The following is a 20,436-nucleotide window of genomic DNA, read 5'->3' as shown; positions in this document are numbered from 1 at the left end:
GGCCGGGCGAAGCGGCCGGGGAAACGAGGGGCACCGGCACGGTGGTGGGGCGGCCCCCGGCGGGCGCCCCACCACCGTGGCCGGGGCTCAGGACGCCGCGGTCCCGGTCGGCTGCGGCGCGGCCGACACGTCGGCGAGGTCGCGGCGGCTGGTCTCCGCCAGCGCGAGCATGCACACCACGGTGAGCAGGCAGAAGGCGGCGATCACCGCGGAGATCGCGAGCGTGCTGGTGCCCCCGGTCATCGCCTGCACCTGGGCGAAGATCACCGGGGCGAGGCCGGCGCCGAGGCCCGCGATCTGGTAGCCGAGCGAGGCACCGGTGTACCGGGCGCGGGTCCCGAACAGCTCGCTGTACAGCGCGGCGAGCGGGCCGTACATCATCGGGTGGATCACCGACTGGCCGAGCACGAGCGCGATGGTGAGCAGCAGCGCGCTCTGGCTGTCCACCATCGGGAACAGGGCGAACGCGAAGACCGCCATGGCCACCGCGCCGGCGACCACCACCGGCCGGCGCCCGACCCGGTCGGAGAACGCCGACCAGGCGAGGATGGCGACCACGGCGAGCGCGGACGACAGGGTGAGCCCGTTGAGCACGGTCTGCCGCGGGAAGCCGACCTGCACGCCGTACGCGATGAGGTACGTGGTGAGCGTGCCCTGGGCGACGAACGCGGAGAGGCCCACGCCGATGCCGAGCAGCAGCGCCTTGGGGTGGTTGCGCAGCACCTCCATGAGGGGCGCCCGCCGGGTCTTGGGGGCGGCGGCCTGCGCGGCGGTGAACACCGGGGTCTCGGCGACGCGCAGCCGGATGAACAGGCCGACGCCGAGCAGCACGATGCTGATGAGGAAGGGCACCCGCCAGCCCCAGGCGAGGAAGGCCTCCTCGCCGACGAGCGCGGCCGTGCCGGTGAGCGCGGCGGTGGAGAGCACCATGCCGCACGGCGCGCCGGCGTTGGTGAAGCTCGCCCACAGCCCGCGCCGCCCCTTGGCGTGCTCGGCCGAGATGAGCACCGCGCCGCCCCACTCGCCGCCGACGGCGATGCCCTGGATGAGCCGGAGCACCACGAGCGCGATCGGCGCGAACACGCCGGCCTGCTCGTAGGTGGGCAGCAGGCCGATGAGGGTGCTCGCCACACCCATCAGGCCCATGGTGAGGATCAGCATGCGCTTGCGGCCCAGCCGGTCACCGAAGTGGCCGAAGATGATCCCGCCGACGGGCCGGGCGAGGTAGCCGGTGGCGAACGTGCCGAGGCTGGCGACGGTCGCCACCAGCGGGGTGAGGTTGCTGAAGAAGACCGTGCTGAACACCGCCGCTGACGCGGTGGCGTACAGCAGGAAGTCGTAGTACTCGATGACGCTGCCGATGAAGCTCGACGTCACCGCGCGGCGGAGCTGGACGGGGTCGGATTGCGGGGTGGACGGAACCGGCGTCGGGTCGACGGATGAGTTCGACATGGCGTTCCTCATCTGCAGTGCATGGGGGTTCTGGGTCGCCCGGTATGGGCGCTACGGCCGTCCGGCGGGCACGCCCCGATCGCGTCCGCCGGATGTCGTGAAGGGGATTTGCCGCCGTCTCCGGTCGATCTGCCTCCACACGCGTCGGGGTGCCGAGCACCCACAGGGGCGATGTAGGGCACGATTATGACCCAGGTCACGATTTCGCACAATATCGCCGCGAGCCCTACCCTCGTAGGGTGAAAGACCCAGATCAGGGGCAGCCGCGTCAGCCGGGCATGCGGCCGCAGTCCCTGCTCCTCAGCTTCCTCGGGCTCTACGTCCTCGGCCGGGACATCGCCGTCTACTCCGGCAGCGTCATCGAGGTCTTCGCCCGCCTGGGCGTCTCCGAGGAGGCCGTGCGCTCCACCCTGACCCGCATGGTCAAACGCGATCTGCTCGCCCGGCACCGCCACAAGCGCCGGACGTACTTCGGGCTCACCGCCCGCTCGACGGCGGTCCTGGAGGACGGCTCCCGGCGCATCTGGGAGACCGGCGCGGTCAACCGCGACTGGGACGGCACCTGGACGCTCGTCGGGTTCTCCCTCCCCGCCAGCGAGCGCAGCCTCCGGCACGACCTGCGCTCCCAGCTCACCTGGGCCGGGTTCGGCCCGCTGCAGAGCGGCCTGTGGGTCGCCGCCGGCACCAAGGACGTCGTCGCGATGCTCGAGGATCTCGGCCTCGACGACGAGGTCACCGTGCTGCAGGCCCGTGCGCTCAAGCCCACCGAGTCCGCCGACATCGTGCGCAAGGCGTTCGACACCGCGCAGATCGCCGAGCGCTACCGCGCCTTCCTCGACCGCTGGGACCGGCCCGACCCGCTCTCCGACGCCGTCGACGACCTCGCCCGGCAGCTCTTCCTGTTCGGCGACTGGCTCCAGGTGCTGCGCCGCGACCCCCTGCTGCCCGCCGAGCACCTGCCGCCCGACTGGCCGGCGATCCGCGCCGAGACCGTGTTCCGCCACCTCGCCTCCCGGTACGGGCCGACCGCCGGGGGCATCGCCGCCGCGGTCCTCGACACGTTGCCGGTACGGCCGGCCTAGCCGGTCAGGTCAGCAGCGCGAGGCGCCGTACCCCGGTCATGGTCCGGACCGGGAGGAACCGCACCGGGTCGTCCGGGTCGGCGCGCAGCGGCCCGACCCGGTCGAGCAGGATGTTCAGGGCCACCCGGCCCTCGAGGCGGGCGAGCGGCGCCCCGAGGCAGAAGTGCACGCCGCGGCCGAAGGCGAGATGCGGGTTCGGGTCGCGGGCGGGGTCGAAGACCTCCGGGTCCGGGAACCGCCGGGGATCCCGGTTCGCCGCGGCGAGCCACACCAGGACCAGCGCGTCCGCCGGGATCGTCGTGCCGCCGACCTCGGCCGGGCGGGTGGTGGCCCGGCCGAGCACGGCGAACGGGGTGAGCAGGCGGAGCGACTCCTCGATCGCGGCAGGGACGAGGGCGCGGTCGGCCCGCACCTTCTCCTGCTGCTCGGGATACGCGTCGAGGCACAGCACGGTGTTGCCGAGCAGCATCGTGGTGGTGACGTGCCCGGCGAGCAGGAGGAGGATCGCGAAGTCGACCACGTGCGCGTCGGGCAGGCGCTCGCCGTCCACCTCGGCCTCCACCAGCCGGGTGAGCAGGTCGGCCCGCGGCCGGCGGCGGCGCTCGGCGGCGTGCGCGGCGAGGTAGGCGGTCATCTCCCGCCACGGCCCGAGCGTGGCCCGCAGCTCGGCGCGGCGCTGCTCGGCGGGCTTGGTGAGCGAGATCTCGGTGTCCCGCCACAGCAGCGCGTCGGCCCAGCGGCGGAACAGCTCGCGGTCGGCGGCGGGCACGCCGAGCAGCTCGGCGATGACGGTGACCGGGAGAGGGTAGGCGAGGTCGGCGACGAGTTCCAGGCGGCCGCGCTCGCGTGCCGCGTCGAGCAGCCCGCGGGTGAGGGCGGCGATCCTCGGCTCCAGGTCGGCGACGACCTTCCGGGTGAACGCGCTGCTCACCAGTTTGCGCAGCCTGCCGTGCTCGGGCGGGTCGAGCTGGGTGAGGAAGCCCTCGGGCGAGAACTCGTCCTCCTCGGGCGAGGTGCGGGGCATGAGGCGCATCGTTCGGGAGGAGAACGTCTCGGGGTCGCCGAGGATCTCGACGGCCTCGGGGTGCCCGTACACGTTCCAGATCCCGGTGGCCGGGTCGTACGCGACCGGCCGCTCCGGGTGCGGCCCGCGCAGCCAGAAGTGGTGCTCGGGGATGTCGTACCGTTCGGCGATGCCGCCCATGTCCCCTCCCTCGGTCGCGAGCCCGGCCCGCCGTACCGCGAACCGGCGCGGTACGCCGAGTACGGCGAGCGTGTGGCGGTTCGGGCGGCCGCGTGGGCGACGGGCTCCTGCGCGCCCGGCCCCGCGGCGGCCCGCCCGAACCGGCTCGGAGCGATAACCGGGAAGTCACCCCTGCCCACCGGGGCCGCGTTCATGGCCGTGACCCGCGGATTTCCCCGGCCGGGATCGGCCTGCCCCGGCCCGCGGTACGGCACGGCGCGCGGGATGGCGGACCGTGGCGGCGCGGCCACCGGGGGTGTGCGTGCGGTGATCGGCGTTCTTGGTACCGTGGCCGCATGCGCGGCGACGACCGCCCTGCCCCGACCGGCCGCCCGCCGGCGGACCGTCACCGGCCGCGGGCCTGCGGCACCGCGCAGATCCTCGTCGGGGACGCCGGGCGGGCGCGCCGCGGCTCCGTCGCACGAAAGGCAGTGATCCTCTGATGGCCGCCCGTATCGATCACGTGGTCACCTCCGGCACGTTCACGCTGGACGGTGGCACCTGGGACGTGGACAACAACGTCTGGATCGTCGGCGACGACAGCGAGGCGATCGTCATCGACGCCGCGCACGACGCCGCCGCCATCGCCAAGACGGTGGGCGACCGGACGTTGCGCGCGATCGTGTGCACGCACGCGCACAACGACCATGTGAACGCGGCCCCGGCGCTCGCCGAGCTCACCGGCGCCCCGATCCTGCTGCACCCGGACGACATGCCGCTGTGGCGGCTCACCCACGCCGAGCGCGCGCCCGATCGGGAGCTGTCCGACGGGCAGGTGATCGAGGTCGGCGGCGTCGCGCTGACCGTGCTGCACACCCCCGGCCACGCGCCCGGCGCGGTGTGCCTGTACGCACCGGACCTCGGCACGGTGTTCACCGGCGACACCCTGTTCTCCGGCGGCCCGGGCGCGACCGGCCGGTCCTTCTCCGACTTCCCCACGATCATCGAGTCGATCCGCAACCGGCTGCTCACCCTGCCGCCGGAGACCGTGGTGCGCACCGGCCACGGCGAGTCGACCACGATCGGCACCGAGGCCCCGCACCTCGACGAGTGGATCGCCCGCGGCCACTGACGGCCGCGCCGGGAGCCGGCCGCCGCACCCCGGCGCCGTGACCCCGCCCGCTCCCCCGGTCTCCGGCCCGCCCGGAGCCGCACGCCCGGCGGGGCGGCCGCCGCGCCGCCCCGCGCCGCGTCCCGCACCCGGCCAGGCCCGGCGGGCACGCCGTACCGCTCCCCCGTTATCCCGTCAGGTCCAGGCGACCCCGCGCGCATCCGCGCCGCCCGCGGTGTCGCCGACATCACGTCACCGGCGGGTCCGCGCAGGCCAACCACATCCCTTTGGGCCGCGTCTACGAAGTAGAACCGGACCTTTGTCAGGACATTAGATCGGCTGGAGGTTTGCCCACGGACAGTTGTTGATGTTAGTTAGGTATTAGCACTCGGACCGGTTGAGTGCTAACGCTGAACCGGTCAGGCGGCCACCGCGTTTCGTCCCACACAGCGCTGATTCACCGGGGGAGCTGGGTTCATGCGGTCCTTCTTTGGGTTCCTCGGCCGCGACATGGCGGTCGACCTCGGCACGGCGAACACCCTCGTGTACGTCCGTGACCGCGGCATCGTCCTCGACGAGCCGTCCGTGGTCGCGGTCAACACCAGAACGGGGAAGATCGTCGCGGTGGGGGCGGAGGCCAAACAGATGATCGGGAGAACGCCCGGTCACATCGTCGCGATCCGCCCGCTCGCCGACGGTGTCATCACCGAGCTCGACGTCGCCGAGCAGATGCTGCGCTACTTCATCAAGAAGGTGCACCGCCGCCATGCCCTCTCCCAGCCCCGGCTCGTCATCGCCGTGCCCAGCGGCATCACCGATGTGGAGCAACGCGCCGTCAAGGAGGCCGGGTACCAGGCCGGTGCGCGTCGCGTCTACATCATGGAGGAGCCGATGGCCGCGGCGATCGGCGCCGGGCTGCCGGTCAACGAGCCGTGCGGAAGCATGGTGGTCGACATCGGCGGCGGCACCACCGAGGTCGCGGTGATCTCCCTCGGGGGCATCGTGACCTCGCGCTCCATCCGGGTCGCCGGCGACGAGCTCGACCAGGCCATCATCTCCCACGTCAAGAAGGAGCACTCGCTCGCGCTCGGCACCCGCACCGCCGAAGAGGTCAAGATGGCGATCGGTACGGCGTGCCCGCCGACCGAGGGCCGCACCTTCCCGGTGCGCGGCCGTGACCTGGTCACCGGGCTCCCGCGCACGGTCGAGATCACCGACCAGGAGGTGTACGAGGCGATCAACGAGCCGGTCAGCGCGATCGTCGACGCGGTGCAGGCCACCCTCGACCAGTGCCCGCCCGAGCTCGCGGGCGACCTGATCGGCGCCGGGATCATGCTCACCGGCGGCGGCGCACTGCTCGACGGCCTCGACCGGCGGCTCGCCCAGGCCACCGGCATGCCCATCAAGATCGCCGACAACCCGCTGCTGTCGGTGGTGCTCGGCACCGGCAGATGCGTGGAGGACTTCGACCGCCTCCAGGGGGTCCTCGTTCCGGAACCGCGCCACTAGGGGGGCCGCCCGGATGCGCCGGAACCGCCGTCATCGTCTCGTCTTCCTCACGGTGGCGGCCGCCGCGGCCGCCCTCGTCACCTACGACGTGCGCTGGGACGCCGCCGCGCTCCGGGAGTGGGGCGCCTCCGTGGCCGGGCCGGTGCAGCGCCTCGCCGCCGGCGACGACGAGGCCGGGCGGCGCGAGCTGCGGCTGGCCGCGGCCGGCTGGGCCGAGCAGGCCGCCGCCGACCGGGAGCGCCAGGCCGAGCGGGTCGCCGCGGCGGCGCCGCGCCGCGGCTCGCCCGTGGTCACCGCCCAGGTGGTCGGGTACGGCACGCACGGCGACAGCGTCGCGATCGACGTCGGCACCCGGGACGGGGTGCGCGCCGACCACATGGTGATCAGCGCCGACGGCCTGGTCGGCCGGGTGGTCGAGGCCGGGCACTCTGTCTCCACGGTGCGGCTCGCCGTCGACCCCGCCTCCAGCGTCGGGGTGCGCGTCGCCGGGACCAGGGAGATCGGCACCGTCACCGGGCAGGGCATGCGCGACGGCCTGCTGCGGCTGCGCCTGCTCGCCGCCGACGCGAGGCCCCGCGTCGGCCAGCGCGTGGTGACGCTCGGCTCGGCCAAGGGCGGGCCGTACCTGCCCGGCGTGCCCGTCGGCACCATCGTCCGGGTGGAGCGCGACGCCGACCCGCTCGTCACCACCGCCCTGGTACGGCCCGCCGTCCGGTTCGGCACGCTCGACGTGGTCGGCGTCGTGTCCGCCTCGCGAGGGGGTGACGGCGATGCGCGGTAGCCCCGCGATCGCGGCGCTCGTGGTGCCGTTGCTGCAGGTGACCGTGGCCAACCGGCTGCCGCTCCCCGGCGCCGCCGTGCCCGACCTGGTGCTCGCGGCGGTGGCGCTCGTGGCGGCCGCCCGGGGCCCGGTGCCCGGGGTGCTCACCGGGTTCGCCGCGGGCCTCGTCGCCGACCTGGTGCCGCCGGCCGACGCGGTCACCGGGCGGTCCGCGCTCGTGCTCGCCGTCACCGGCTACCTGTGCGGCCTGCTCCGGCGGGTGCCCGTGCCGGTCGCGGCCGCCGCCGGCGTGGTCTTCGGCGCGCTCGCGCTCGTCGGCCTCGACCTGCTGCTGCGCGACCCGCGCGCGGCCACCGAGGCGGCCGAGCTGCCGTACGCGGTGCCGTACACGCTCGCCGCCGCCCTGCTCGCCTGGCTCGTTCTCGTCCGGTACAACCTCGTGCGGCTCGGCGTCGCCCGGTGGAGGCGCCGGGGCCTGACGGCTCGGAGGACCGTCGATGCGTTCCCGGATCATCCTGGTGCACGTGCTCGTGACCTGTATGTTCTTCGTGCTGGTCGGGCGCCTCTGGCAGGTGCAGGTGGTCGACGGGGAACGCTACGCCCGCGCAGCCACGGCGGATCACGAGCGCCACGTGGTCGTGCCCGCGGTGCGCGGGCGCATCGTCGATAGCCGCGGCCGCCCGCTGGTGCGCAACCGCACCGCGACCACGGTCTCGATCGACCGGACGATCCTCACCCGGCTGCCCGACGGCGGCCGCGAGGTGCTCGACCGGCTGGCCCGGCTGCTCGGCATGGAGCGCGAGGAGATCGAGCGCCGCATCCGGCCGTGCGACGGCCCGGCGCGCAAGGACTGCTGGGCGGGCTCGCCGTACGAGCCGATCCCGGTGAAGGACGCGGTCGACGAGCGGATCGCGTTCCAGATCACCGAGCGGCCGGACCGCTACCCGGGGGTCGTCGCCGACCTGCGGCCGGTGCGCGACTACCCGAACGGCGAGCTCGCCGCGCACGTGCTCGGCTACGTCGCGCCCGACGACCGCTCCCCCACCTCCCGGTCCCCGGTGGGCCGCGACGGGCTGGAGGCGGTGTACGACTCCGACCTGCGCGGCGTCCCCGGGGAGCGGCGGCTCGTCGTGGACAGCGCCGGGCGCGTGGTGCGGGTGCTGAGCGAGCGCCCGGCCACGCCCGGGGCGACGCTGGTCACCAGCATCGACTCCCGGATCCAGAAGGCGACCGAGCGGGCGCTCAAGCGCGCGGTCGAGCGGGCGCGCAAGCGGGGCCTGCCCGCCGACCAGGCCGCCGCCGTGGTGATGGAGTCGCGCACCGGCCGGATCACCGCGCTCGCCGCCCTCCCCACCTACGACCCGACGGTGTGGGTGGGCGGCATCAGCCCGAAGGACTACGCGCGGCTGACCGACCCGAAGCAGGGCAGCCCGCTGCTGTCCCGGGCGGTCGCCGGCCAGTGGGCGCCCGCCTCCACCTGGAAGGTCACCTCGGTCGCGGCGGCGGTCTCCGCGGGCCGCCCGGTCAACGGCGTCTACGGCTGCCCCGGCTCCTACCGGGTCGGTGACCGCCCGTTCCGCAACTTCGGCGGCATCGGCTACGGGATGATCACGCTGCGCCGGGCGCTCGAGGTCTCCTGCGACACGATCTTCTACCGGTTCGCTCACGAGATGTGGCTGGAGACCGCGCGGAAGAAGAACGGCGTGCACCCGATGGTGCGCACCGCGCGCGCGTTCGGCTTCGGCCGCCCGACCGGCGTCGACCTGCCCGGGGAGGCCGCCGGCTACCTGCCCAAGGGCGACTGGGACCTGCCCGGGTACGCGGCGAACTTCTCCATCGGGCAGGGCGAGGTGCTGGTCACCCCGCTGCAGCTCGCCCGGGCGTACGCGGCGATCGCCAACGGCGGCACGCTGTACAGCCCGCGGATCGGCAAGAAGGTGGTGGCCGCGGACGGCACGACGGTGCGCCGGATCAAGCCGCCGGTGGCGGGGAGGCTGCCGGTCGACCGCCGCACGCTCCAGGTCATCCGGCAGGGCCTGGCCGACGTGACCCGGTCCGGCACCGCCGCGGGCGCGTTCGCCGGCTACCCGCTGGATAAGCACCCGATCTCCGGCAAGACCGGCACCGCCGAGGTGGTCGGCAAGCGCGACACCTCCTGGTTCGCCTCGTTCGACAAGAAGTACACGGTCGTGGTGATGGTCGCGCAGGGCGGCACCGGCGGTGAGACCGCGGCCCCGGCCGCGCGGGAGATCTGGTCGGCGATCCACGGGGTGAAGGACGAGGTGAAGAAGACGAGGTGAAGAAGCGGTGATCCGCCGCGTGCTGCGCGCCCTCGACTGGCGCATCGCCCTCCCGGCGATCGTGCTCTACGTGGCCGGGGTGGTGCTCGTGTGGTCGTCGACCCGCGGGCAAGTCGGGGACACCGGCGCCTACCTCTCCCGCCAGATCGGGTACGGCGTGGCGGGGCTGGTGCTCATGGTCGCGCTCGCCTGCGTCTCCCGCTGGTCGCTGCGCGCCTGGAGCGTGCCGGTCTACGTCGTCGCCTGCCTCGGCGTCGCCTTGGTGCTCACCCCGCTCGGCGTCACGGTGAACGGGTCGCGGTCCTGGCTCGGCCTCGCCGGGCTGCAGTTCCAGCCGTCCGAGCCGGCGAAGCTCGCGCTCGTGCTCGCCCTCGCCGCCCTGTTCGGCTCGCCCGCCGACGCCCCGGGCCGCTCCCCGGCCGCCCGGCTCCCGGCCGCGCTCGGCATCGCGGCCGTGCCGGTCGGGCTGGTGATGCTCCAGCCCGACCTCGGCACCGCGCTCATCCTCGGCGCGATCACCGCGGGCATGCTCGTGCTCGCCGGCGTCCCGTGGCGGTGGATCACGCTGCTCGCCGTCGGCGCGGCCGGGGCGGGCGTGCTCGCCTGGTGGCTCCGGCTGCTCAAGCCGCACCAGGTGGAGCGGCTGCTCAGCTTCGCCGACCCGCAGGCCGACCCGCAGGGCAGCGGCTACAACGCGCTGCAGGCGCTGGAGACGGTCGGCTCCGGCGGCCTGACCGGCCGCGGCCTGTTCCGCGGCGACCAGACCGGCGGGCACTTCGTCCCCGAGCAGCACACCGACTTCATCTTCACGGTCGCCGGCGAGGAGCTCGGCTTCCTCGGCGCCGCGCTGCTGCTCGTGCTGCTGTGGGCGATCATGTGGCGCGGGCTGCAGATCGCCATGCGGGCCGGCTCGCCGTACGAGCGGCTGGTGGCCGGGGGCATCGTGTGCTGGTTCGCCGCCCAGTCGGCGATCAACGTGGGCATGGTGCTCGGCCTCGCCCCGGTCGTCGGCGTGCCGCTCCCGCTGCTGTCCTACGGCGGCTCGGCCACGCTCACCTGCCTCGCCGCCGCGGGCATCCTCATGGCGATGCGGCCGCAGGGCCGGCTCGGCGAGGTCGGCGGGGTCAGCGGCCTGCCGGCCGGTGGCCGCGCTTGGCCTGCTGGATGAGCTCGTAGACGTGCGAGCGCAGCTCGGCGAACCGCGGCAGCGACCGGGTGGTGAGCTGGTCCCGCTCGTCCGGCAGGTCGATGGTCACCTGCTCGAGCACGACCGTGGGCGGGCCGGACAGCACGATCACCCGCTGGCCGAGGTAGACCGACTCGTCGATGTCGTGGGTGACGAACAGCACGGTGATGCCGAGCCGCCGCCACAGCGACCGGACCAGGTCCTCCAGGTCGGCGCGGGTCTGCGCGTCGACCGCGGCGAACGGCTCGTCCATCAGCAGCACGTGCGGCTCGTAGGCGATCGCGCGGGCGATCGCCACCCGCTGCTGCATGCCGCCGGACAGCTGCCACGGGTGGGCGCGGTGGGCGTCGAGCAGCCCCACCGCCTCCAGCGACTCCTCCACCAGCCGCCGCCGCTTCTCCTTGGGCAGTCCCTTCTCCTTCAGCGGCAGCTCGACGTTCTGCCACACCGTCAGCCACGGGAACAGGCTGCGGCCGTACTCCTGGAACACCACGGCCATGCCCGGCGGCGGCTCGGTCACCCGCCTGCCCTCGAGCACCACCTCGCCCTCGGTGGCGTCGAGCAGGCCCGCCACGCAGCGCAGCAGCGTGGTCTTGCCCGCGCCGGACGGGCCGACGATGCAGACCAGCTCCCCGGCGGCGACGTCGAACGTCAGGTCGCGGACCGCCTCGATGCGCCGGCCGCGCCCCTCGTAGACCTTCTTCAGGCCGCGGACCTCGAGCAGCGCGGTCGACGTCGCGGCGGCCTCCCCCACAGGTGATGTCGTCATGTCAGCCCTCTGTCCGGTGCGCCTCGCGCACTCCGATGTACCAGCTCAGCAGGCGGCGCTCGACCATCCGGAAGATCACGGACAGCGCGATGCCGATCAGGCCGAGCACGATGATCCCGGTCCACATCTGCGGGATGGCGAAGCTGCGCTGGAACTGGATGATGGTGAACCCGACGCCGTTGCTCGCGGCGAACATCTCGCTGATCACCATGAGGATGATCCCGATGGACAGCGCCTGGCGCGCCCCGGCGGCGATCTGCGGGCTCGCCCCCGGCAGGATCAGCCGCAGCAGCCGGGCCCGCGGCCCGAGCCGGTAGCAGCGGGCGGTGTCGCGCAGCACCTCGTCCAGGCCCCGCACGCCCTCGACGGTGTTGAGCAGCACGGGCCACAGGCAGCCGGAGACGATCACCAGCACCTTCATCTCGTTGCCGATGCCGGCGAACAGCATGAGGATCGGCACGAGCACCGGCGGCGGGATCGCGCGGAAGAACTCCAGCACCGGCTCGACCAGGCCGCGCAGCACGCGGAACGACCCGATCGCGACGCCCATCGCCACCCCGAGCGCCAGCGCGGCCAGGTAGCCGACGAACAGCCGCGCCAGGCTGGGCAGCACGTCGGCGGTGAACCGGCCGGTGAACCACGTCTCGCCGAACACGCCGACGATCCGGCTGAGCGGCGGCCAGAAGATGCTCGTGCTGTTCGCCGTCGCCACCCACCAGATCGCGACGAGCACGACCGGGAGCGCCAGCGCCACCACGGCCCGCTTGGCGAGGTTGATCGGCTTCATCGGCTACGCCACCTCCGTACGGACGGACGGGTGCCAGCGCAGCACCCGGCGCTCGGCCGTGCGGGCGACCACGTTGACCGCCACGCCGATCAGGCCGACCACGATCACCAGGGCGTACATCGGCGCGACCGCGCCCGAGCTCTGCGCCACCGCGATCTGCCTGCCGAGCCCCGGCGACCCGATGATCAGCTCGCCGGTGATCTCCAGGATCAGCGCGACCGAGGCGCCGAGCCGGAACCCGGTCATCACGTACGGCAGGGCGGTCGGCCAGATGACCTTCCGCACCCGGGTGAGCGGCCGGAACCGGTACATCCGCGCGGTCTGGTCGGCGACCGGGTCCACGTCCCGCACGCCGTACAGCACCTGCACGAGCACCTGCCAGAAGGAGGCGTAGACGACCAGCAGCAGGGTCGAGCGCATGTCGGTGCCGAACAGCAGCACGGCGAGCGGGATCAGCGCCACCGAGGGGATCGGCCGCAGGAACTCGATCGTGGAGGCGGTCGCCGCGCGCAGCAGCGGCGCGCTGCCGATCACGATGCCGAGCACCACCCCCGCGACCAGGGCGATCGCGAGGCCGATCGCCCAGCCGCGCAGCGTCTCGAGCAGCGCCGTCCAGAACTCGGCGGTGCCCGCCTGCTCGGCGAGCGCCGCGAGCATCGCGCTGCACGGCGGCAGGTACCGCTCGTCGACCAGCCCGGCCCGGGGCACGAGTTCCACCACCGCCACGAGCCCGGCCAGCCCGATCAGCCCGAGAAGCCAGGCGGGCGCAGGGCGGTGACGGCGCCTGCCGGTCCGGGGCCCGCTCGCCGTCACCGCCGCGGTCACGGCAGCAGCTCCTTGCCGTCCGGGGCCGTGGTGATCAGCCCGTCGTCCACCGCGAGCCGGGTGAGCGTCTCCACCGAGTTGGGGTCGATCTCGGTGGGGAAGCTCGGCAGGGTGAGCGACTCGGTGAGCGAGGCGTCGATCTTGGTGTAGGTGGGCAGGATCTTGCGCACCGCGTCCGGGTTCTCCTCGGCGTACTGCTGCGACTTCTTCATCGCGGCGGCGAAGCGCTGCACCAGGTCGGGGTTGGACTGGGCGAGCTGCTCCGAGGTGAAGTACGCGGCGACGGTGAGCTTGGGCGCGGTGTCGACGTAGTTCGACGCGATCACGCGGTCGCCGTTCTTCACCGCGGTGGCGAGGAACGGCTCGACCACCTGCGCGGCGTCGATCGTGCCCTTGTCGAGCGCGGGGAGCATGTCCGGGAACGGCAGCTCGACGAAGTTGATCTTCTTCGGGTCGCCGCCGGCGGCGCGGACCGAGGCGCGGACCGTGGTGTCGTTGATGTTGTTGAGCGTGTTCACCGCGACCCGCTTGCCCTCCAGGTCCTTGGCGGACTTGATCGGGCTGCCGGCCTTGACGACGATGCCGCCGAAGTCCTTGCCCTGCTCGCCCGTGGAACCGGCGCCGGCGACCACCACCTTGACCGGCACCTGCTGGGAGCGGGCGATGATGAGCGAGGTGAGGTTGCTGAACCCGAACTCCACCTGACCGCTCACCACGGCCGGGACGATCGCCGCACCGCCCTGGGCGGTGACGAGTTCCACTTCCAGGCCCTGCTCGGCGAAGAAACCCTGTTCCTTGCCCAGGTAGATGGGGGCGACGTCGATGATGGGGATGACGTTGACCTTCACCTTGGCGGTGCCGCCCGCCCCCTGGGCACCACCGGATCCGGTCGATGAATCGCCTCCGCCTCCGCAGGCGGTGAGGAGAATCAGTGAGGCGGCGGCAAGAATGGCGCGGATCTTTTTCACGGGGCTTCTCTCAAAAAATCTGGTGCAATTCCGCCACGTCCCGCTGGGGACCCGGTCGTCGGACGGCGCCGCCCCGCCACCGGCATCGGTGCAGGTCGGACACCGTTCCCGGCGCAGGCGAACCCGGCCGTACGCCGCGGCGTACGGCGGTGCCCGCCCGCGCGATCGCCGTGCCCGGACGGCCGAACGGCCGCCCCTCCCCGACAACACGGCGCATTCCGTGACGATGAAGGTATAAATCGACGCAACAGTTGTCAACGATCGCGTCAGGGATAAATCCCGGCAAGGTTGTCGGCAATCCTTGCCGATACTCACCCGCCTCCGGCCGGGCCGGCGGCCGCCGCGCGCCCGGCGGGAGCCGCCACCGGACGGCGCACGAGAACCTGTTCCACCCCGGCGGTCCGCGACGCGCTCCCCCGGTCCCCCGCCGCGGGGCGCGCCGGCGGTAGCGTCGGGAGGGATGGAGGTGTTCACGGTCGGGCACGGCGCGCGGACGGCCGAGGCGTTCCTCGCGGTGCTGCGGGACGCCGGGGTGACGACGCTGGCCGACGTGCGGCGGTTCCCCGGGTCGCGGCGGCACCCGCAGTTCGGGCGCGCGGCGCTCGCCGCCGCGCTCGCCGAGGCGGGCATCGGCTACGAGTGGCAGGGCGAGGCCCTGGGCGGGCGCCGGTCGCGGCGGCCCGGCTCCCGGCACACCGCGCTGCGCCACGCCGCGTTCTCCGGCTACGCCGACCACATGGACACCGCGGAGTTCCGCGCCGCGGTCGACGAGCTGGTACGGCGGGCCGCCCGCGGCGAGCGGATCGCGGTGATGTGCGCCGAGACCGTGTGGTGGCACTGCCACCGCATGCTCATCGCCGACGCGCTCGCGATGCGCGGGGCGACCGTGGTCCACCTGCTCGACGCGGGGCGGCGGCAGCCGTACCGGCCGCATCCGAACGTGCGGCGCGGGGACGACGGCTGGCCGGTGTACGACGTGCCCGACACCCTGCCCGGCCTGTAGCGGCGGGTGGCCGGGCAGGGCGCCGGGCGGGCGGTCAGGCGAAGTAGACGCCGATGCGGCGGCCGGACAGCTCGTGCACGTCGATGTCGAGGTCGTAGACCTCGCCGAGGATCTCGGGGGTCATCATCTCGGCGGTGGGCCCTTGGGCGATCACCCGGCCGTGCTTCATCGCCACGATCACGTCGGAGTGGCAGGAGGCGAAGTTGATGTCGTGCACCACGATCACGACGGTCTTGCCGTAGTCCTCGGCCATGCGGCGCAGGCGGCGCATCATCTGCACCGAGTGGCGCATGTCGAGGTTGTTGAGCGGCTCGTCGAGCAGCACGTAGTCGGTGTCCTGGCAGAGGGTCATGGCGACGAACGCGCGCTGCCGCTGCCCGCCGGAGAGCTGGTCGAGGTGCCGGTCGGCGAGGTCGGTGAGCTCGAAGTACCGCAGCGCCTCGTCCACGAGCCGGTGGTCCTCGGCGGTGAGCCTGCCCCCGGTGTGCGGGAACCGGCCGAACGCGACGAGCTCGCGCACGGTGAGCCGGACCGGCATGTGGTTGTCCTGGCGGAGGATGGCCAGGCGGCGGGCGAGGCGCTCGGTGGGGGTGGTGGCGACGTCCATGCCGTCGACGGTGACCGTGCCCTCGTCGGCGGGCAGCAGCCGGCTGATGATCGACAGCAGGGTGGACTTGCCGGCGCCGTTCGCGCCGATGATCGAGGTCACGCCGCCCCGGGGGATGGTGAGCGACACCCGGTCGACGACGGCGTGCTCGCCGTACCTTTTGGTGACGTTCCTGATTTCGATCACCGTCGGGACTCCCGGATGAGCAGGGCGATGAAGTAGACGCCGCCGACGAAGTTGACGATCACGGTGAGCGCGGTGTCCATGGTGAAGACCCGCTCGAGGATGAGCTGGCCGCCCACCAGCGTGATCACCGCGATGAGCGCGGCGGCGGGCAGCAGGACGCCGTGCCGGAAGGTGCCGACAAGCTGCCGGGCGAGGTTCGCCACGAGCAGGCCGAGGAAGGTGATCGGCCCCACGAGCGCGGTCGCCACCGACACCAGCACCGCGACGATCACCAGCGCCCGGTTCACCACCGCGGCGTGGTCGACGCCGAGGTTGGTCGCGTGGTCCCGGCCGAGCGCCACGACGTCGAGCCGGTGCCGCAGCCGCAGCGTCCAGGCGGCCATCGCGCCGATGAGCAGCGCGGAGAAGCCGAGCAGACCGGGGTCGACCTGGTTGAGGCTGGCGAACAGGCTGTCCTGCAGCACGACGAAGTCGTTGGGGTTGATCAGCCGGGCGGCGAGGTTGGCGAGGCTGCCGAACAGCGTGCCGAAGATCACCCCGGCGAGCACCATGACATAGAGGTCGCGCCCGCGGCGGCCGAACAGCCACCGGTGCAGCAGCGTGGAGAAGCCGACCATCGCCGCGACCTGGCCGGAGAACAGCAGCCGCGGGTCGGCGGTGGCGAGCGCCAGCGCCCCGAACAGGAACACGATCACGGTCTGGATCAGCACGAAGAGCTGGTCGAAGCCCATGATCGATGGGGTGAGGATGCGGTTGCCGGTCACCGTCTGGAACAGCACGCTCGACCAGGCGATCGCCACCCCGACCACGGCCATCGTGGCGATCTTCCGGAACCGGATGGCGAGCGCGAACTCCCAGTTGCCCTTGATGCCGATGAACGCGAACGCGGCGACCGCGGCGAGCGCGAGGAGGGCGAGTACGGCGAGCATGCGGCGCTCCCGGCGCCGCGCCGCCGCGAACGCCGTGGCGGTCGGCACGGCGGTACCGGCCGCGACCGGCGTGCCGGACGTGGTGGTCGTCGCGCTCATCGCACCCCCATCCGCCTGCCACCGCGCAGCAGCAGCACCAGGAAGATCGCGCTGCCGACCACGCCGAGCACGGTGGACACCGGAATCTCGTACGGGAAGCGGATCAGCCGTCCGGCCACGTCGCACAGCAGCACGAAGAACGCCCCGGCGAGCGCGGTCGCCGGGAGGGCGTACCGCAGGTTGTCGCCGAGCGCGAGCGTGACGAGGTTCGGCACGATCAGGCTGACGAACGGGATCTCGCCCACGGTGACCACGACCACGGCGGTGATCACCGAGGCGAGCACGAGCCCGGCGTTCACCACGCGGTCGTACCGCACCCCGAGGTTGATCGCGAAGCTGCGGCCCATGCCCGCGACCGTGAACCGGTCGGCGTACAGGTACCCGAGCAGCGTCACCCCGCCCGCCAGCCACAGCAGCTCGTACCGGCCGCGCAGCACCGCGGAGAAGTCGCCCGAGGTCCACGCGCCGAGGGTCTGCAGCAGGTCGTACCGGTAGGCGACGAACGTGGTGGCCGCGCCGATCACCCCGCCGAACATGATGCCGACGAGCGGCACGAGGATCATGTCGCGGAAGGTGAGCCGCCGCAGGATCGTCATGAAGACGAACGTGCCGAGCAGCGCGCAGGCGACCGCGAGCGCCATCTTGACGATCACGGCCTCTCCCCCGGCGAACAGCGTCGCCACGAGCACGCCGAGCGTGGCCGACTCGGTGGTGCCCGCGGTCGACGGGGACACGAAGCGGTTGCCCGTGATGTGCATCATGACCAGGCCGGCCACGCTCATCGCGGTCCCGGCGAGCAGTACGGCGAGCAGCCGCGGCAGCCGGGACTCGACGAGCAGGTGCAGGTCCTCGTCCCGCCCGCCGAGCAGCCCGGCCGGGGTCACGTCGCCGACGCCGACCAGCAGCGAGGCGGCGGCCAGGGCGGTGAGCAGCGCCACCCCGGCCGCCAGATGCCACGCGCGCAGCCGACCGGCGGATCGCCGGCGGGTCATCACGACAGGCTGTCGCCGACGGCCTTCACCATGTTCTCCACCGAGCTGAGCGCGTTCGGGGCGACGTACCAGGTGAAGGGCTCCAGGTAGACGATCTTGTCGTTCTTCGCGGCCTTGGTGCCGTTGACGAGGGCGTTGTCGAGCACCTTCTGGGCGGCCTCGCCGTTCTCGCCGATCGCCGAGTCGCGGTCGATGACGTAGAGGATGTCGGGGTCGGCCTTGGCGATGAACTCGGCCGTGATCGCCTCGCCGTGGGTGTCGGCCTTGATGTTCGGGTCGGCGGCCTTGACGCCGATCACGTCGTGGATGAGCCCGAACCGGGAGCCGGGTCCGTAGGCGCTCATCTTGCCGCCGGTGGTGAGCACGATCAGCCCGGTGCGGTCGTCGGCCTTCGCCTTGGCCTCCTGCACGGCGGCGTCGATCGCGTCGAGCCGCTGCTTGACCTCGGCCTCCTTGCCGAAGATGGTGCCGAGCGCCTCGATGCGCCGCCGGAAGCTGCCGAGGAAGTCGGAGAAGTCGACGCTGAGGTCGACGGTGGGAGCGATCTTCGCCAGCTCGCCGTACGCGGCGGCGGAGCGGGCGGCGACGATGATCAGGTCGGGCTCGAGCGCGTTGACCTTCTCGTAGTCCGGCTCGAACAGCGAGCCGACCTTGGTGTACTCGTCACCGGCGTACTTGGCGAGGTGGTCCGGGAGGTTCTCCACCGCGGGCACCCCGGCGACCTTGACGCCGAGCTCGTCGAGGGTGGCGAGCACGCCCACGTCGAACACGACCACCTTCTGCGGGTTCTTGGGCACGTCGGTGTTGCCCTGGGCGTGGGCGACGGTGACCTTCTCCGCGGCCTGCCGCCCGTCCGCGGCGGTCTCCGCCGAGTCGGCGCCCTGGCCGCCGCACGCGGCGAGGACCAGCAGGGCAGGCATGAACAGCAAAGCAAACAAACGACTCATGAGAGGCTTGGAGCGCACGGAACCCCCAAAAACGGACCCAGATTAGGTAAGGCAAACCTAATGCCCCCTGGATCCGCTCCGGTCACCGACCCCCTCTTTGCGTGGATCCGCGGCTGTGCCGTACGGCCTGCCGGCCCGGTCACCTCGCCCCGGGCGTCACCACGGGAAGCCCCGCGGCCGTCCACGCGGCCATGCCTCCGGTGACGTTGTGCACCCCGGTACGGCCGCGGTGGGCGAGCAGGCTCGCCGCGACCGATGACCGGTAGCCGCTGCTGCAGATCACGGCTAGCGGCCGGGAGCCGGGCACCTCGTCCATGCGCTCCGCCAGCTCGGCCCCGGTGACGTGCACCGCGCCGGGCACATGACCACCCGACCACTCGGCGGGCTGGCGCACGTCGAGCAGATCGGCCTCGCCCCGGTCGAATCGGCCGTACAGCTCCTCGACGGTGATCTGCGGCAGGAACGCGACCGGCCGCCCGGAGATGCGCCAGGCCGCCATGCCGCCCGCCAGCCACCCCTGCGGCGGCGGGTACCCGATGCGCAACAGCTGCCAGACCGCCTCCCACAGGTCGCCGGCCCGGTCGAGCACGAGCAGCACCCGGGCCGCCTCCGGCAGCACCGTCCCCGCCCAGGTCGCGAAGGCCGGCCCGAGCCCCACGTTGAGAGCCCCGGGAATGTGCCCACCCCCGAACGCCTCCGGCGCCCGCGTGTCGAGCACATGTGCCCCCGCCAGCCGCCGCCGGTCGAATTCGGCCACCTCCAGCGCGGGCGGCTCCGGGATCACCCCGAGCGGCGCGACCCCTGCGAGGTTCCGCGGCCGCATCCGCCGCCAGTACGGCGGCACCGCGGGCAGCTCGCCCAGCGCGACCGGCCGGCCGATCGCCGGATTGGTGAGCCTCTCGTACCCGACCGTCGTGGACAGCCGCCTTCCGATCCGGCCCCCGCACAACGACCCGGCCACGTGCGTCGGATACACCAGCACGTGATCCGGCAGCGTGAGCAGCCTGTCCACCGTCTCCCGCAGCGCCCGCGCCGCCTCCCGCACCTGGTCCGCCCCGCCCAGCAGATCCGGCCGCGCCACATCCCCCACGAGCAGCGACCCACCGGACAGCACCGCCACCGGCACGTCGGCCGACACCGCCCGGTCGTACAGCACCAGGCTGATGTGCTCGGGCGTATGCCCAGGGGTGTGCCACACCTCCACTCCCACGTCGCCGACCTCGACGACCTCCCCGTCCCGCAGCGCCCGGTGCGGATACCCGAGCTCGGCCACGGCCGACCCCCACAGCTCGGCCCCGGCCCGCCCCCGCAGCTCGATCAGCCCCGAGAGATAGTCGTTGTGCCCGTGCGAGTCGGCCGCGTACGCGATCCGCACCCCAGCCGCCCGCGCCGCCGCAAGATAGACGTCGACGTCCCGCCGCGGATCGAACACCAGCGCCTTGCCGGTCCGCTCGTCCCCCACCAGGTACGACGCGTGCCCCAGCGACTCCAGGTAGAACTGCTGGAAGAACACCACCCTCACCCCCGGTCCCTGGTGTCCGCACCCGCCGTCCACACCGGCCCGCGAACGGGCCTCCCCTACCCGTGAGGCGGCCGTCATCGCCTCGCGGCGACTCGCGGTGGAGACTCCCGACCCTATTCGCGACTAGGGCCCAGCGGTCGAATCGCCACTGCAATCTCCTCAGCCTCTCCGTTTTCACATCTCCTCCGCCGGATAACG

The 20,436-nt window shown here is 73.0% G+C and carries 19 protein-coding genes; 8 read left to right on the top strand and 11 right to left on the bottom strand.

The features are described from left to right. Nucleotides 1–87 precede the first annotated feature (87 nt). On the bottom strand, nt 88–1,452 hold the full coding sequence (locus FHX40_RS09200; RefSeq protein WP_142259218.1) for an MFS transporter: 1,365 nt from the start codon (nt 1,450–1,452) through the stop codon (nt 88–90). Between the two features lie 239 nt (nt 1,453–1,691). Between FHX40_RS09200 and FHX40_RS09195 the strand changes: the two genes are divergently transcribed. Further along, nucleotides 1,692–2,534, top strand: a complete 843-nt coding sequence (locus FHX40_RS09195; protein WP_229789121.1) for a PaaX family transcriptional regulator — start codon at nt 1,692–1,694, stop codon at nt 2,532–2,534. Nucleotides 2,535–2,538: 4 nt separating this feature from the next. Here FHX40_RS09195 and FHX40_RS09190 read toward each other — a convergent pair whose 3' ends face one another. Further along, nucleotides 2,539–3,738 carry a cytochrome P450 gene (locus tag FHX40_RS09190; protein ID WP_142259217.1) on the bottom strand — a complete coding sequence of 400 codons (1,200 nt, stop codon included), beginning with the start codon at nt 3,736–3,738 and terminating at the stop codon, nt 2,539–2,541. A 481-nt stretch (nt 3,739–4,219) separates the two neighbouring features. On the opposite strand from FHX40_RS09190, the gene FHX40_RS09185 reads away from it, so the two are divergent. The 6 genes from FHX40_RS09185 (at nt 4,220) to rodA (ending at nt 10,586) form a co-directional block, all read left to right on the top strand. Then, entirely contained in the window at nt 4,220–4,849 is a 630-nt protein-coding gene (locus FHX40_RS09185) for an MBL fold metallo-hydrolase (protein WP_142259216.1), read from the top strand. A 456-nt stretch (nt 4,850–5,305) separates the two neighbouring features. Continuing rightward, nucleotides 5,306–6,337 (top strand): rod shape-determining protein, encoded by a 1,032-nt coding sequence (gene mreB / locus FHX40_RS09180; RefSeq protein ID WP_142259215.1) that lies wholly within the window; start codon nt 5,306–5,308, stop codon nt 6,335–6,337. Between the two features lie 13 nt (nt 6,338–6,350). Continuing rightward, nucleotides 6,351–7,118 (top strand): rod shape-determining protein MreC, encoded by a 768-nt coding sequence (mreC, locus tag FHX40_RS09175; RefSeq protein WP_142259214.1) that lies wholly within the window; start codon nt 6,351–6,353, stop codon nt 7,116–7,118. Continuing rightward, entirely contained in the window at nt 7,108–7,788 is a 681-nt protein-coding gene (locus tag FHX40_RS25755) for a rod shape-determining protein MreD (RefSeq protein ID WP_229789122.1), read from the top strand. The genes mreC and FHX40_RS25755 overlap by 11 nt, the downstream gene beginning before the upstream one ends. Next, a complete protein-coding gene (gene mrdA / locus FHX40_RS09170; RefSeq protein WP_229789147.1) occupies nt 7,670–9,418 on the top strand; it encodes a penicillin-binding protein 2 in 1,749 nt (582 codons plus the stop codon). Before FHX40_RS25755 ends, mrdA begins: the two co-directional genes overlap by 119 nt. Nucleotides 9,419–9,425: 7 nt before the next feature. Beyond that, a complete protein-coding gene (gene rodA, locus FHX40_RS09165; RefSeq protein WP_142259212.1) occupies nt 9,426–10,586 on the top strand; it encodes a rod shape-determining protein RodA in 1,161 nt (386 codons plus the stop codon). On the opposite strand, the gene FHX40_RS09160 is transcribed toward rodA, so the two are convergent. The 4 genes from FHX40_RS09160 to FHX40_RS09145 are packed head-to-tail and all read right to left on the bottom strand — an operon-like array spanning nt 10,543 to nt 13,833. Further along, nucleotides 10,543–11,373 (bottom strand): ABC transporter ATP-binding protein, encoded by an 831-nt coding sequence (locus FHX40_RS09160; RefSeq protein ID WP_142259211.1) that lies wholly within the window; start codon nt 11,371–11,373, stop codon nt 10,543–10,545. The two genes, rodA and FHX40_RS09160, sit on opposite strands and share 44 nt — an antisense overlap. A 1-nt stretch (nt 11,374) precedes the next feature. Further along, on the bottom strand, nt 11,375–12,160 hold the full coding sequence (locus FHX40_RS09155; protein WP_142259210.1) for an ABC transporter permease: 786 nt from the start codon (nt 12,158–12,160) through the stop codon (nt 11,375–11,377). A 3-nt stretch (nt 12,161–12,163) separates the two neighbouring features. Then, on the bottom strand, nt 12,164–12,985 hold the full coding sequence (locus FHX40_RS09150) for an ABC transporter permease (protein ID WP_142259209.1): 822 nt from the start codon (nt 12,983–12,985) through the stop codon (nt 12,164–12,166). Then, the gene (locus FHX40_RS09145) at nt 12,982–13,833 is read right to left on the bottom strand and encodes an ABC transporter substrate-binding protein (RefSeq protein ID WP_229789123.1); all 852 of its coding nucleotides are present in this window, start codon (nt 13,831–13,833) and stop codon (nt 12,982–12,984) included. The genes FHX40_RS09150 and FHX40_RS09145 overlap by 4 nt, the downstream gene beginning before the upstream one ends. 580 nt (nt 13,834–14,413) lie before the next feature. Between FHX40_RS09145 and FHX40_RS09140 the strand changes: the two genes are divergently transcribed. Then, nucleotides 14,414–14,956 (top strand): DUF488 domain-containing protein, encoded by a 543-nt coding sequence (locus tag FHX40_RS09140; RefSeq protein ID WP_229789124.1) that lies wholly within the window; start codon nt 14,414–14,416, stop codon nt 14,954–14,956. A gap of 34 nt (nt 14,957–14,990) precedes the next feature. On the opposite strand, the gene FHX40_RS09135 is transcribed toward FHX40_RS09140, so the two are convergent. The 5 genes from FHX40_RS09135 to FHX40_RS09115 form a co-directional block, all read right to left on the bottom strand. Then, nucleotides 14,991–15,749: an iron ABC transporter ATP-binding protein gene (locus FHX40_RS09135; RefSeq protein WP_142259207.1), complete on the bottom strand. Its 759-nt coding sequence runs from the start codon at nt 15,747–15,749 to the stop codon at nt 14,991–14,993. Next, nucleotides 15,746–16,777 (bottom strand): iron chelate uptake ABC transporter family permease subunit, encoded by a 1,032-nt coding sequence (locus FHX40_RS09130; RefSeq protein ID WP_229789125.1) that lies wholly within the window; start codon nt 16,775–16,777, stop codon nt 15,746–15,748. Before FHX40_RS09130 ends, FHX40_RS09135 begins: the two co-directional genes overlap by 4 nt. After that, nucleotides 16,774–17,769 carry an ABC transporter permease gene (locus tag FHX40_RS09125; protein WP_142259206.1) on the bottom strand — a complete coding sequence of 332 codons (996 nt, stop codon included), beginning with the start codon at nt 17,767–17,769 and terminating at the stop codon, nt 16,774–16,776. The genes FHX40_RS09130 and FHX40_RS09125 overlap by 4 nt, the downstream gene beginning before the upstream one ends. Next, nucleotides 17,769–18,689 (bottom strand): siderophore ABC transporter substrate-binding protein, encoded by a 921-nt coding sequence (locus FHX40_RS09120; protein WP_142259205.1) that lies wholly within the window; start codon nt 18,687–18,689, stop codon nt 17,769–17,771. The genes FHX40_RS09125 and FHX40_RS09120 overlap by 1 nt, the downstream gene beginning before the upstream one ends. Before the next feature lie 166 nt (nt 18,690–18,855). Continuing rightward, the gene (locus FHX40_RS09115) at nt 18,856–20,238 is read right to left on the bottom strand and encodes an MBL fold metallo-hydrolase (protein ID WP_211350217.1); all 1,383 of its coding nucleotides are present in this window, start codon (nt 20,236–20,238) and stop codon (nt 18,856–18,858) included. Between the last annotated feature and the right edge of the window lie 198 nt (nt 20,239–20,436).

Source organism: Thermopolyspora flexuosa (assembly GCF_006716785.1).
Lineage (GTDB): Bacteria > Actinomycetota > Actinomycetes > Streptosporangiales > Streptosporangiaceae > Thermopolyspora > Thermopolyspora flexuosa.
Note: the sequence above shows the minus strand (reverse complement) of the source record. Positions and strands in the feature narration are given on the sequence as shown.